General features: G+C 50.7%; 13 protein-coding genes. 4 read left to right on the forward strand and 9 right to left on the reverse strand.

Annotation, left to right across the window (positions count from 1 at the left end):
* Nucleotides 1–8 precede the first annotated feature (8 nt).
* From flgK to MHI45_RS15855, 4 genes are all read right to left on the reverse strand, one after another.
* On the reverse strand, nucleotides 9–1,604 hold the full coding sequence (gene flgK, locus MHI45_RS15840; protein WP_076109632.1) for a flagellar hook-associated protein FlgK: 1,596 nt from the start codon (nucleotides 1,602–1,604) through the stop codon (nucleotides 9–11).
* A gap of 57 nt (nucleotides 1,605–1,661) precedes the next feature.
* On the reverse strand, nucleotides 1,662–2,162 hold the full coding sequence (locus tag MHI45_RS15845; RefSeq protein ID WP_038597334.1) for a flagellar protein FlgN: 501 nt from the start codon (nucleotides 2,160–2,162) through the stop codon (nucleotides 1,662–1,664).
* 12 nt (nucleotides 2,163–2,174) lie between these two features.
* Nucleotides 2,175–2,462 (reverse strand): flagellar biosynthesis anti-sigma factor FlgM, encoded by a 288-nt coding sequence (flgM, locus tag MHI45_RS15850; RefSeq protein ID WP_038597336.1) that lies wholly within the window; start codon nucleotides 2,460–2,462, stop codon nucleotides 2,175–2,177.
* Nucleotides 2,463–2,565: 103 nt separating this feature from the next.
* Entirely contained in the window at nucleotides 2,566–2,976 is a 411-nt protein-coding gene (locus MHI45_RS15855; protein ID WP_076109633.1) for a TIGR03826 family flagellar region protein, read from the reverse strand.
* Nucleotides 2,977–3,144: 168 nt separating this feature from the next.
* Between MHI45_RS15855 and MHI45_RS15860 the strand changes: the two genes are divergently transcribed.
* The 4 genes from MHI45_RS15860 (at nucleotide 3,145) to MHI45_RS15875 (ending at nucleotide 6,526) form a co-directional block, all read left to right on the forward strand.
* A complete protein-coding gene (locus tag MHI45_RS15860) occupies nucleotides 3,145–3,852 on the forward strand; it encodes a response regulator transcription factor (RefSeq protein ID WP_076109634.1) in 708 nt (235 codons plus the stop codon).
* Entirely contained in the window at nucleotides 3,849–4,808 is a 960-nt protein-coding gene (locus tag MHI45_RS15865) for a sensor histidine kinase (protein WP_076109635.1), read from the forward strand. Before MHI45_RS15860 ends, MHI45_RS15865 begins: the two co-directional genes overlap by 4 nt.
* A 97-nt stretch (nucleotides 4,809–4,905) precedes the next feature.
* A complete protein-coding gene (locus tag MHI45_RS15870) occupies nucleotides 4,906–5,817 on the forward strand; it encodes an ATP-binding cassette domain-containing protein (RefSeq protein WP_076109636.1) in 912 nt (303 codons plus the stop codon).
* Between the two features lies 1 nt (nucleotide 5,818).
* Nucleotides 5,819–6,526 (forward strand): ABC transporter permease, encoded by a 708-nt coding sequence (locus tag MHI45_RS15875; RefSeq protein WP_076109637.1) that lies wholly within the window; start codon nucleotides 5,819–5,821, stop codon nucleotides 6,524–6,526.
* 5 nt (nucleotides 6,527–6,531) lie between these two features.
* Here MHI45_RS15875 and MHI45_RS15880 read toward each other — a convergent pair whose 3' ends face one another.
* The 5 genes from MHI45_RS15880 to MHI45_RS15900 all read right to left on the reverse strand — a co-directional run bounded on the left by MHI45_RS15880 (nucleotide 6,532) and on the right by MHI45_RS15900 (nucleotide 12,136).
* Nucleotides 6,532–7,398, reverse strand: a complete 867-nt coding sequence (locus MHI45_RS15880) for a ComF family protein (protein WP_076109638.1) — start codon at nucleotides 7,396–7,398, stop codon at nucleotides 6,532–6,534.
* Entirely contained in the window at nucleotides 7,395–9,473 is a 2,079-nt protein-coding gene (locus tag MHI45_RS15885; protein WP_341119181.1) for a DEAD/DEAH box helicase, read from the reverse strand. The genes MHI45_RS15880 and MHI45_RS15885 overlap by 4 nt, the downstream gene beginning before the upstream one ends.
* Nucleotides 9,474–9,567: 94 nt before the next feature.
* Nucleotides 9,568–10,011, reverse strand: coding sequence for a glycosyltransferase family A protein (locus MHI45_RS15890; RefSeq protein WP_341119182.1), 444 nt, complete (start codon nucleotides 10,009–10,011; stop codon nucleotides 9,568–9,570).
* A gap of 240 nt (nucleotides 10,012–10,251) precedes the next feature.
* Nucleotides 10,252–10,974 (reverse strand): response regulator, encoded by a 723-nt coding sequence (locus MHI45_RS15895; protein ID WP_038597350.1) that lies wholly within the window; start codon nucleotides 10,972–10,974, stop codon nucleotides 10,252–10,254.
* 4 nt (nucleotides 10,975–10,978) lie between these two features.
* On the reverse strand, nucleotides 10,979–12,136 hold the full coding sequence (locus tag MHI45_RS15900) for a sensor histidine kinase (RefSeq protein ID WP_038600984.1): 1,158 nt from the start codon (nucleotides 12,134–12,136) through the stop codon (nucleotides 10,979–10,981).
* Nucleotides 12,137–12,192: the final 56 nt, after the last annotated feature.

The raw sequence follows: 12,192 nt of genomic DNA on the forward strand, positions 1-12,192 counted from the left end.
TTCCTCCTCTATCTGCCGACGGTGCCGGTAGAATTAATCAATTTATCGAGCATTTCATCAAAAGTCGTCATAAAACGCGCAGCGGCACTGTAAGCATGCTGGAATACCAGCATATTCGACATTTCTTCATCCAGTGATACGCCGCTTACAGACTGGCGGCGGGAATCCACTTGCTCGACCAGAAAGTCCGAATTGCTTGCCTGGCGGGCAGCCTCTTGTGATTGGATACCAAGCTGGCCGACCATAGAGCTGAGATAGGACCCGACAGTGCCTGTTGTAGAGCCGCTTGCTGTAGTAAATGTATTATTATCTTTGAGATTGCTGAACATCAGGGCCAAGGTATTATTGCCTTTGATCACTGAAACCTTGCCAGCGGTATCAGTAGTTGCACGCATCGAAGTGGCAAATAGGCTTGGATCGGCTGCAATCTCCGGATTCAACCGAATATTGCCGGCAGTGATAGCTTCACCTGCGACAGCAGGGGTAAAGAATGCGCGGCCTGAGCTGCCATCCATACCAAATCCCAACTGATGCAAGCCGTTCAGACCTTTAACAGTAGTTTTTAGATCGCCGGTTAGAGGAATAGGAATTGCAGCACCTGCAAGCAGTGTGGTCTTAGTCCCGTCTACATTTATGATTTCTGAGTCTTTGAGTACTGTAGTTCCTGCGGGTACGGTAGAGCCTGCCGGAATCGTAACCTGCACCTCTCCGTTGGCAATCGTATTAGCCAAAGTATCAAGCTGTTTCTTGTAATCTGCGACATAAGTTCTGTTGGAAAATATCATCCCGTAAGCTTCTCCAGCCTTCAGATCTCCAGAGTCATAAGCAGCATTAAGGAACGCGCTGTCTACCGTTGCGCTGAGCGCTGCTCCCTGCACAAGATTCCGTCCCCCCAATGAGATGTTATATCCGGCGTCCGTATCTACCACCGTAATATTAGCAATCTTAGAGAGCTTGTCCGTCAACAGGTCACGTTGATCCCGCAGATCATTGGCTTGATCCCCCATGCCTTCAATCTTAGCAATGGATTGGTTCAGGTCGACGATAGAACTGAGGTAGGTTTGAATTTCCTTCCCCTTTACATCAATATTGGAGGTAAGATCACGGTCAAGATTATTTAATTGGGTGCTCATATAATTAATTGCATCAGTAAGCGATTGTGTGGTCTGCACTACAATCTTACGGGCCGTTGGGTCCTCTGGATTCTTGCTCAAATCCGACCAGGACTTCCAGAAGTTATCGAGTACGGTCCGGATACCTGTATCTGAAGGTTCATTCACAATAGCCTCCAGCTTATCAAGGGTATCCGATTGGATGGTCCAGTTGCCGCTGGCGGCACTTTCTCCACGGTATTGGTCATCCAGGAACATTTCCCGGATCCGTTCGATGGAGGTGAATTCTACACCGGTACCCAGCTGGCCGGGAACGGTAGAATTAGTGAGTCCATACGCCTCAATAGGTGAAGCTGCTTTCATATTCACGCGCTGGCGGGTATAGCCCTCCGTATTTGCATTGGCAATGTTGTGTCCGGTTGTATTGAGCGCAGCAGTCTGCGTAAAAAGGCTTCGTCTTGCGGTCTCAATTGAGTGAAATGTCGATGTCATGCTACTTGGTCCTCCCTTGTGATTGCTCCGGCAAAACAGCCAGTAATAAATACAATTTTATCCGCGGGTGTCAAAAAGGCCCGGCCGTGCTGCGCTGTTGCCCTTGTCGGATGGATGATGATAGGTAAAGTCCTGGTTCGGTCTTCCGACAAGCAAATCCAGGGAATAATCTATAAAGGTAAGCGACTGCTCAATCAGCTTCTGGTTCAGCTCATTGGCTTTCTTCAAGCGACGCACTGTGTCTGAAAGCTTCTGCTGAATTTGCAGCAGCCGTAATTTGTCTTCAGGGTCAAATACAAGCCGGGACAGCTCTGTCAGATTCAGATTCAGGTTGGAGCGTATGCCCACATGCTGCAAAAAGGCATACGCAGCCTCCGTGCGCTGCTCTTCAAGCTGTCCAATCAGCTTCATTAATTTGGACTCACGGTTCATGATGTCAATAAGACCATCCACCTTGTTGTCCATAATCGTCTGTTTCTTGACAGCGGCCAGATCCAGCATCTGAAGATGCGCTTCGTCCAGCCGCTCAAGCAATTCAAGCAATTTCGTCAATGCCATGGATGGGTTCACCTAATTCTCGGAGGATTGCTTAAAATAAGGGGCGAGTTTCTCTGCGAGTTTGGCTGCGTCTACTTCATAGGTACCTGCGGAGACCTGTTGCTTCAAGCTGTCAATCTTAAGTGCGCGTTCTGCATCAACCTTGCCGCTGTTCTGGGCTTGCAAGAGCTTAATAGCTTCGTCGGAAATAGAAACCTCATCTTTACGCGTACTCTTCTTCATTTGTTCCTGCCTTTGCGATTCCGCACTGCGTTGATACGGATTAATCGCATTAATTCGTCCGGTCTCGTTAATTTTCATAACTTCCACCTTCCTTTTGATATAAAAAAGCCGATAATCTTTACTAAGTTTATCGGCCTACGTTGAAACATTCTTTATAGCTGCAAACGTTTTTTTACAGAATTTATATACCGCGGAGCTTATCGACTGCCCGGTAGGCACCCTCAGATGACTTCTTAACAGGTTCCGCAGCAGCGCTTTCTTTAGCAGCATTTGCAAGATCTTTCGTCAGACGGGAGCGGCAGCTGTCGCACATATGACCTTCACGGATCAAGGTTCCACACACTTCGCACGGCAGCATCATATTAGGCGCATTTGCTATGGAAATTCGGCCTTCGCGAATAAAACGGGTGATTTCCTTGATCGGAATCTCCGTAGCATCGGACAGCTCCTGAATATTGGTGCCTCTGTTTTTGCGCAGATATTCTACGCAGATTTCATATTGATGTTCAAGCTCTTTGAGACAGGGCTGGCACAGGTCCATGATATTTTTGACATATAACCGGCCGCACTTTGGACAATTGTCTAAATTCATTTCGGCAGCGGCTCCCTTCTTACATTCTTTACAGTGAATTCACGTCTTATGCTCTAGATTACATGATAGCTGAAATTCCGTCTATGATTAGTATCGGCTAAAAAATCGCTTTAATTATATTATAATAGCAAAAAATATGCTAAACGGTCATATCAAAGGAGAAATCACATGATTCGTATTCTTGTCGTTGAAGATGATCAGGAAATTTCCGGGCTGCTCGAACGATATTTTCATAAGGAAGGCATGGAATGCATACGGATCGGGAACGGTCTTGAGGCAAAGGCAGCCTTTGAGAACAACGGCCCCTTCCAGCTTGTACTGCTTGATCTGATGCTGCCAGGTATGGATGGACTGGAGGTACTGCGAAGAATCCGTGCGGTCAGCTACGTGCCCGTGCTGATTATGACCGCCAAAGACGGGGAAACGGATAAAATCATCGGTCTCGGCAGCGGAGCTGATGACTATATCATTAAGCCTTTCAGTATCTTTGAATTAATAGCCCGTGCAAAGGCGCTTATCCGGCGGTATATTGATTTTTCAGCCGATCCTCTCCTTGAACAGAGCAATCCATATATCTCCTGTGGCGATCTTTTAATTGATCCAGAGCAATGCTCAGTCCTGCAAAACGGTGTCTCCCTCGGTCTGACGGCCACGGAATTTCAAATCGTCTATTTGCTGGCCTCTCATCCCAAAAAAGTGTTCACCCGGGAAAATCTATATACCCGAATCTGGGGTGAAGATTATGCAGGTGCGGGTGCGGAAAACACCATTTCTGTACACATTCGCAGATTGCGCTCCAAAATTGAAGAGGACCCTTCTCTCCCCCGGCATATCATCACAGTCTGGGGAATGGGCTACAAATGGGGTGAAGCATGACAGTTCTTTTCCTTCTTATCAGCCTAATTCTTGCTGTCCTGTTGGCCATTGTCCTTACCTTCCGCTTACTGCGGCTTCATCGTGAACTGAATCATGTCCATGAGTTTTTATTGAACAAGACTGCCTTCACAGAACCCGGACAGTCTCTGCCTAATGAGCGGGTTCGTGTCTTTAGCGAAAATCCTATACTTCGCAGGTTAGCTTCCGGCATTAACAGTGTTCTGGACCGTCTGCAAAATGCTGAATCCCGTACAAGGCAAGCAGAGGACGCGCACAAACGGCTGGTATCGAATATCTCGCATGATTTACGTACCCCTTTGACCTCTGTGATGGGCTATTTGGAGGTACTGCAAACGGATGAGAATCTGAGTGGTGCGGAGCAGAAACAATTCATGAACATCGCTTATAAGAAATCCCGCTCGATGTATGAGCTGCTGGATCAGTTTTTTCAATTGGCGAAGATTGAAGCCGGGGATCTCCCCCTGCAAAACGTCCCCATAGACATGAACAGATTAACCAAGGAAATGCTGGTCGGCCTCTATCCTATTTTTCTCAACCTGTCCCTGGAGCCTGTTGTGGAGATTCCGCAAAAACGCTTGTATGCGCTTGGTGACAGCATGGCTGTGGAACGCATCGTAGGCAATTTGCTGTCCAACAGCTTGCGGCACGGGGCTTCCTCCGGAATAATCGGGGCGCGACTCACCGAAACGGAGGATCACATTTCGCTTGAAATCTGGGATAACGGACCAGGGATTTCGCCAGGGAATTTGAAGCTTATTTTCGAAAGAATGTACACGCTTGAACCTGCCCGTACATCCGGCAGCAGCGGCAGCGGCTTGGGACTCACGATAGCCAGACAGCTGGCGCTCAAGCTGGGGGGAAGTCTCCATGCCGCTTCGATACCGGGGGAACGCACCTCTTTTATTTTGCAGCTGCCTAAGGCTTCCTCTTGCTGAATTGTGGAATATTAAAGAAAAAGTAAGAATTAAGTCATAGTTAAGTAAGGGTATTCCTCTAAGCTGAGTCCATACCTTTACTGAGGAGAGACAATCAATGATTCCTATTCTGCAAACCCGTGACTTAAACAAGCACTACCGAAACTCGGCCGTAGTTGAAAATTTGAACCTGACCGTGCGCCAAGGTGATATTTATGGTCTTCTCGGCCAGAACGGAGCCGGCAAAACTACGACCCTGCGCATGATTTTGGGATTAATCCAGCCTACCTCCGGCAGCATCGAATGGCTTGGTAATCCGCTGCACAGAACGCTTTACAGCCGGATTGGCTCTATTATCGAAACTCCGGGATTCTATCCACATCTGACAGCCGCCGAGAATCTTGAAATTCACCGCCGGATGAGCGGCATTCCCGAGAGGGAATCCGTGATGGAGCATCTGAAGCTGGTCGGTCTGCAGCAGGCCGCACATAAAAAAGCAAAACAGCTCTCACTCGGCATGCGCCAGCGCCTCGGTATTGCCCGTTCACTCATGCATCGCCCGGACATGCTCATCCTGGATGAGCCGATTAATGGGCTTGACCCCCTTGGCATTAAGGATACCCGCGAGCTTATTGTAGACCTGCAGAAGAAGCGGGAATTGACCGTGCTGATCTCCAGTCATATTTTGGGCGAAATCGAGCTTATGGCCAACCGGATCGGTATTATGCATAAAGGCAGACTCATTGAGCAGTTGGATTACGAAGAAATCCAGGGCAAAAACCGCCACTATCTTGAGCTTAAGGTGAATGATGATCAGCAGACGGCCGTGCTATTGGAGCGCCAGCTTGGAATTCACAGGTTCCAGGTATGGGAAAAGGGAGTGCTCCGTTTGTATGAGGGCTTCGACAACAGCGGTGAAATCAACCGCCAGTTGGTGGTGCACGGGATTGAAGTGAAAGAGCTGGCCATCCGCGCCGACTCACTCGAGGATTTTTTCATCCATGTCACCAGCCAAAAGGAGCTGAACTAAGATGCTATACTGTGAATGGCTCAAGTTCCGAAAATCACCGCTTTTCTGGGCTCTCCCCGCAGTAAGCCTGTTTGGCCCATTGTTGTTTATGGTAATGCGCCTTGGAGAGCCCATGTCCTGGGAAGGTTATCTCTCGAATGAAAAGCTGATGTATCCATTCATGACGGTAACCCTTTGGATTGCTCTAATAGCTAGTCAGATCATCTCCAAGGAATATACAGATTTTACGGCTTCCGTGTTATACACTTATCCACGCTCCAGAATGTCGATTATATTCACCAAACTATTCATAGCTTCCCTGATTTTATTGGTCAGCCAGTTTATTGAATTTATAGGATTGTATATTACCATTTGGATTTTTAAAGGAGAGCCGTTACCTGCAGAACTGTTGAACGATCAATTAGCACGCGCAGGGCTGTTCCTGCTGGGTCAGCTTGCGGTTCTGCCGCTCTTTGCTCTATTTAGCCAGATCAGCCGCTCCCTGCTTGTACCCGTGCTGGTGGCAGTGGCCGCTACGATTGCTAATCTGAGTCTTGGAGTCAGCGGCAGCAAATATTTTTGGTATTCGCCTTTTTCCGTGGTGGCTGCCCCATATGTATCCGATATTGGTAACATCGAGACCGGAAAGATCGTAATGCTGATTGTAATTGTGTTCCCGGTCTCGCTGACTGCGCTGCTCATGCATACCTTCAAAATGGAAGTAAAATGACCGTTCTAAGATCTGGCCCAGGTCAAGCTGTATATTTCCGCAGTGCAGCCCAAACTCGCGCTTAGCCGGATTATCGTTTCCGCGCACGCACGGATGGTGCTTCCTGTGGTATAGATATCATCGACAATGATAATCTGCAAAGGCCGGTCCTGCGGATTCAATGATTCCAACAGATCTTCAAAACTTGATAGAACTTTAGAATCTCGGCTAGCGGCAAAAGCGTGCTTCATATCTGCCAGCCGCTCTGCCCGGGTCTTAAAGCTCTGTTTGCCGGTATGATGGGTACGGATCAGCAGCGGGAGCTGTGGTATCCCTCTGCGCCGGGATATAATCTCCGCCAGCCGCTCGGCCTGGTTGAATCCTCTCTCCACGAGCCGGGAGTCACTGACAGGTACAGGAACCAGCAAGTCGGCCGCCCAGAAGCGATTCCGCTCGTTTTTTCTGGCAGGAAGAATGATGTTTGAGAATCTGCTCTGCACCGGACGGCTGCTGTGCATTAGCTGCTCCCGTTCTTCCTTCAGAATGGAATATGCCCTGTCCAGCATCAGGCCAAGCATTGAAGCCAGCTTCTCATCGCCGCGATATTTGTACCGTCCCAGAAGCTCACGCATCACACTCGTATAAGCAACCGCACTGCGGTTACACACGATAGGACCTGGCTCGCTGCTGCGGGTACAATCGGGACAGCCGACATGGCGTCCGCATTTACTGCAGCGTGGACAGCGAATCCAGGGAATTGCCGCTTCACAGCCCGCACAGATTCCAGGCAGTTCTGTTGCGGGCTGACTGTGTTTCCCGCAGATCAGGCACTGCTGCAGGGAAGGGGCAAATAAGGATCGAACATTTGCCAGCTTTAAGAGTGAGAATTTCATATCCATCTCTCCTTGCTTATCAACCCTTGCCTGCGGGCAATGGCATTCATTGTCCGAATCTGCGAAATGGCTCCGCGCTGTGACCTTGTCCACTGCGGAGATAAGAAGATCACCGATCCGTCTGGATCGTCCTTCGACCTCCCGGCCCGGCCTGCCATCTGGACAAGTGAGGCCTCATCGAACAGACCACTGTCAGCATCCAGAATAAACACATCGCTTCGCGGGACTGTTACTCCCCGTTCAAGAATCGTAGTTGTCACCAGCAGGGAGATTGCCCGGCTGCGGAATCCCGCCACCTTCTCTGCTCTTTCGGGGTCCTGGGATGAGGTGCCTTCAATGGTTTTACCCGGAAAACTCCGCCGCAGAAGCGACAGCAGTCCGGCAATATGGGAAATCCGCGACACAAACACAAATATCTGCGCTTCCCGGGCAAAAGACCTGCCCAGCGCCTTCTTAAACTTCCCGGGCAGAGTTCTGCGCTTCAGGCATAGCTGCACCGGCGCCATGGTCAAATGCTGTGGCACGGGCAGGGGATGGCCATGAAAACGCACAGGAACTCTGGCATGCGGAAGTCTGCCGCTATGTGCTTGGCGCTGCAGCTCCGGTGGCGGCGTCGCCGACAAATAGATAAAACGGCCGTCCGGCTTGCACGCATGCTCGGCAGCAAAGGCCAGCATTGGATCATTGACGTAGGGGAATGCATCCAGCTCGTCAATAATGACCAGATCAAAGCTCTGATGAAAACGCAGCAGCTGGTGCGTGGTCGCCAGCACCATCTGGCTCTGGCCCCAGCGGTCGGGACTGCCGCCGTATAGCACGGAGAGCGTCCTGTCCGGGAACGCCCGGCCCAGCCGGGGAGCCAGCTCCAGTACGACGTCGCGGCGCGGCGTCGCTATCAGCACGCGTCCCCCGGCGAGCAGCACCGCCTCCAGGAGCGGGAAAGTGATCTCCGTCTTTCCCGCTCCTGTAACCGCCCAGAGCAGGAACCGCTCTGGGCCCTGGGCGGCGGAGCGCTGGCGCGGCTCCGCCAGGAACCCCAGTGCAGCGCCGGCGGCTCCCGCCTGCGCGCTGCTCAACCCCCACCGGCGCGCTGCTACGGTGGGACTGACACCGGCCGTACACCGTACGGCCGGAAGAGCCGCGCTGCGCAGCAGTAGCGCGCAGGCCCGGCTGCGCCCGAGCGCGAGGCAGGCCTCGCAGTAGGCGCAGCCGGCGAGGCCGCACGCGGCGCAGGCCGTGCGGCCGGTGGCGACGCTGCCGCAGCGCAGGCAGCGCATGTCCGCGCGGCGGGCGACAGCGCCGCGCAGGGGCAAGCGGAGCCGCGGCAGGCGAAGCGCCGCCGCACGCAGGAGGCCGCCTGCGCTGGGCAGCCGCGCACGGAAATCCCCGCCTTCGCTCTCTCTCAATGTATCGCCACCTACTTCCCTACTTCCCCGCTCTCTCCTTGCCTCACTTGCAGCCTTCTGTAAGCTCTCAGTCTGCTTAGCTCTCTTTCCTACCCCCGAGCTCCATCGCCGCAGTTTCCCCTGGCTCTCTTCAGCCCTGCTGCAAGCGGCCTCAAGCTTCAGCCGCCCCTGCAAATGTGCGAGCTGCGCTGCAGCTTGCCAAGTGTTTGCCAGTTCCGGATCCTTCTCCTCCAGCAGGGCTTCAACTTCAGACTGCAGCAAAGACCGGCCGGACAGCACCTCCACTAAGCGATCCGCCTGCGCGCTGAGTGCAAAACGCTCAGTCCGCTCCTTAAAACTGGCGGTTGGATGAACCTGGGTACTGTTCTTCCATTCGCCCCCCGCTTCCCGCTCCTCATTAATCTCAGCCTGCAATAGATTAGCCAGATAGCCAGCCCAATGTTCTTCCGTCCATTCCTGCATACCCTTCACAGGTTTGACATTGTCACGAAGTTTGACTGCCCAACCGAGCGGTAGATCCGCAGAAAGCAATACCAGTTTGTCCGCAGACTGTCCGTTCCAGCCTTCACCTCCAACCCCGCTCCACCAGACATTGTCTACCTGGATATTCAGCGAAACCCACAGGTGCCAGCGTTCCTTATCCTTCACAGCATATAGGGCAAGCCTCATCTGCAATCCCTCCTTAATTTATCCTGAGACACAAAAAAGCACACCACTCCATTCATGGAGAGTGTGCTTCACCCGATTCTTGCGTATTTAGTTCTCATTCGCCGCGCTCTGATTGATATCCCCCGCTTTCCGGCATCCGCATAAACGGCAGCGGAGCAGTAGTGCCGGGAAACCGCAAATCGACCAATATACCCTGCTGTAACGGGCTTTCTGCCTGTAAGCTACGATTGTGCATGAACCGGGCAACATCAATGGAAGAACCGCTGCAAGCCAATCTGGAAGCCACAGCTATTGTATCATCACTTGAATCATCGTCCATTACTGTCACCCGAAATAACTTTCCGGTCAGAAAAGCATGAATACCGATTACCCGGATATACCACTCGACAACAGCTTCATGATTACGGGTAATAAGAATATAATGCAGCCGCTTCCCAGAACGTGCCGTCTGCCGGGTCAGTTCCCGGTTGCGCAAAATATGAACAAGGACAACTGCGGATCCGTATATAACCGCAATCCAGATTAACTGGGCTACCATGGAGATGCACCTCCTCTGTATACCGACACTATATGCCGGAGTTAAAAGGTCGGTGCCTGCCCATGGTTCCAACAAGACTGGGTATAGCCGGGTACATATTTACATCAGATTTTTGCCAAATCGAATATAACTGCGCACTGAAACAATACGTTTGATTACAGCAGAATCGCTGCAGTCTGTTATGTAATGTTGTTCCGGATCATTGGGATTCTCCAAAACGTTCAGTTAAGGTTAAGCCTATTATAGGGTTACCCAGCCGTATTTGATGGAATTAATGACTGCTTGAGTACGGTCGTCGACTTCCATTTTTTGCAAAATACTGCTGACATGGTTCTTAACAGTTTTCTCGCTGATAAAGAGGTATTCTCCGATCATCTTATTGCTCTTGCCTTCGGCCATCAGCCGCAGTACCTCTGCCTCGCGCCGGGTCAATGGATTGTTGTCGCCTGCAACGAATTTGACCCCTGCTTCCTTAACGGCTGTTTCGGTCATTGCTCCCGTCTCATTGAGATAGGTCATGCGCCGCAGCTGATTAATCAGCTTGCCCGTAACCTTGGGATGGATAAATGCATGGCCTTCACAGACGGAACGAATGGCGTTAATAAGCGACTCTGCCTCCATATCCTTCAGCAAATAGCCATTGGCACCCTTGCGCAGTGTTTCAAATACATAGCTTTCATCATCATGAATCGACAAAATAATAACCTTGACTTCGGGGAACATTTCACGCAGCTTTTGAGTAGCCTCCACACCGTTCTCGATAGGCATATTGATATCCATAAGCACGATATCCGGTTTATTGACATTGCAAAACTCCAACACCTGGATGCCGTCACCGCATTCGCCAATGACTTCAATGTCATCCTCCATATTTAAAATACGTTTCAGCCCTTCACGAAACAATTGATGATCATCGGCCAAAAGAACCTTAATGGGCGATTTGCCAGAACTTTGGTTCTCCATCACATTACTCCTTTCCCTTATCCACATTCGTCGGAATGTGGATTACAATTGTTGTGCCCTGATTCTCTGCTGACAAAATTTCCATTCTTCCTTCAAGCAGTTCCACCCGCTCCCGCATGCCTACCAGTCCAAAGCTTTCACGGTTGCTCTGCTCGCTTACCTTCTTAACATTAAAGCCTAATCCATTATCCTTTACGACGATCTTAATCAGCTGCGCCTGATAAGTGATCTCTACTAGCACATAGCTGGGAAAGGCATGCTTGGCCGCATTGGACAAACCTTCCTGAACCAGGCGGTACACCGCCGCCTCCATAGCAGAAGACAGCCTGTGCTCCTTACCCCTCGTTTCAAAGGAGGTTCTGATCTTCGTCTTCTCCTCATAATCATGAACGTATTTACGGAGTGTCGGGATCAGCCCCAAATCATCGAGAGCCATCGGACGTAAATTAAAAATCACCTTGCGCATTTCTTCGAGGCTGTATCGAACCTGTCCCTTTAAGTCTATTACTTCGTCCTGCACCAGGGCAAATTCCTGCTTTACCAGCATTCTTTCTACAATTTCCGTCCTAAGGACTAAATTCGCCAGCATTTGAGCGGGACCGTCATGAATTTCCCGGGCAATTCTCTTCCGTTCCTCTTCTTGAGCCAGGATTATTTTTAGTCCGATCATCTGCCTGTTCTTCGCAGTTTCGACAATTCTAGTCACTTGTCCTAGTTCTCCGGACAAATATTCCAGGACAACGCTCATTTGCGAACCAATCGATTCGGCACGTTCCACTGAGTTCTCCACACTTCGAACCCGCTGTTGCAGTTCATCCCGTCTGCTCCGGAGATAGGTTTCCCTTTCCCTTGTCATCATGAGCTCAAGCTGAAGCTCTGTCGCCTTCTCATACGCAATCCGGATATCCTTCTCCGAGTAGCGGACAAAATCCCGGCTAACCTCAGTCAGCCGGATGCGGGAGCGGTGGTACTGCAGCTCCAGTTTGTCTACCTTTTGCAATGTTTCATCCGTTTCTTCCATAACGCGCTGCAGTTCTTTGGTGAGTGCAACAAGCTCATCCCGTGCAACCTGCAATATTTCAAATATCTGATACTTGCTGCTCTCCATCACGTCGATGGTATTCTTAATGACGCGATCTATCGCATCGGCCTGAAATTCCACGGATGCTTGCCCCATTTCTATCGAATCGTATTAAAGGCTTTCCTTTATACTAACAT

This window comes from Paenibacillus sp. FSL H3-0321 (assembly GCF_038002865.1).
Taxonomy (GTDB): Bacteria; Bacillota; Bacilli; order Paenibacillales; family Paenibacillaceae; genus Paenibacillus_AQ.

What these genes read in the sequence shown, in the direction of transcription:
- MHI45_RS15855 (WP_076109633.1), bottom strand. Translation starts at nt 2,976, where the DNA reads ATGAATTTAGACAATTGTCCAAAGTGCGGCCGGTTATATGTCAAAAAT.
- flgK (WP_076109632.1), bottom strand. Translation starts at nt 1,604, where the DNA reads ATGACATCGACATTTCACTCAATTGAGACCGCAAGACGAAGCCTTTTT.
- MHI45_RS15885 (WP_341119181.1), bottom strand. Translation starts at nt 9,473, where the DNA reads ATGAGGCTTGCCCTATATGCTGTGAAGGATAAGGAACGCTGGCACCTG.
- MHI45_RS15880 (WP_076109638.1), bottom strand. Translation starts at nt 7,398, where the DNA reads ATGAAATTCTCACTCTTAAAGCTGGCAAATGTTCGATCCTTATTTGCC.
- MHI45_RS15865 (WP_076109635.1), top strand. Translation starts at nt 3,849, where the DNA reads ATGACAGTTCTTTTCCTTCTTATCAGCCTAATTCTTGCTGTCCTGTTG.
- MHI45_RS15890 (WP_341119182.1), bottom strand. Translation starts at nt 10,011, where the DNA reads ATGGTAGCCCAGTTAATCTGGATTGCGGTTATATACGGATCCGCAGTT.
- MHI45_RS15860 (WP_076109634.1), top strand. Translation starts at nt 3,145, where the DNA reads ATGATTCGTATTCTTGTCGTTGAAGATGATCAGGAAATTTCCGGGCTG.
- MHI45_RS15895 (WP_038597350.1), bottom strand. Translation starts at nt 10,974, where the DNA reads ATGGAGAACCAAAGTTCTGGCAAATCGCCCATTAAGGTTCTTTTGGCC.
- MHI45_RS15845 (WP_038597334.1), bottom strand. Translation starts at nt 2,162, where the DNA reads ATGGCATTGACGAAATTGCTTGAATTGCTTGAGCGGCTGGACGAAGCG.
- MHI45_RS15870 (WP_076109636.1), top strand. Translation starts at nt 4,906, where the DNA reads ATGATTCCTATTCTGCAAACCCGTGACTTAAACAAGCACTACCGAAAC.
- flgM (WP_038597336.1), bottom strand. Translation starts at nt 2,462, where the DNA reads ATGAAAATTAACGAGACCGGACGAATTAATGCGATTAATCCGTATCAA.
- MHI45_RS15875 (WP_076109637.1), top strand. Translation starts at nt 5,819, where the DNA reads ATGCTATACTGTGAATGGCTCAAGTTCCGAAAATCACCGCTTTTCTGG.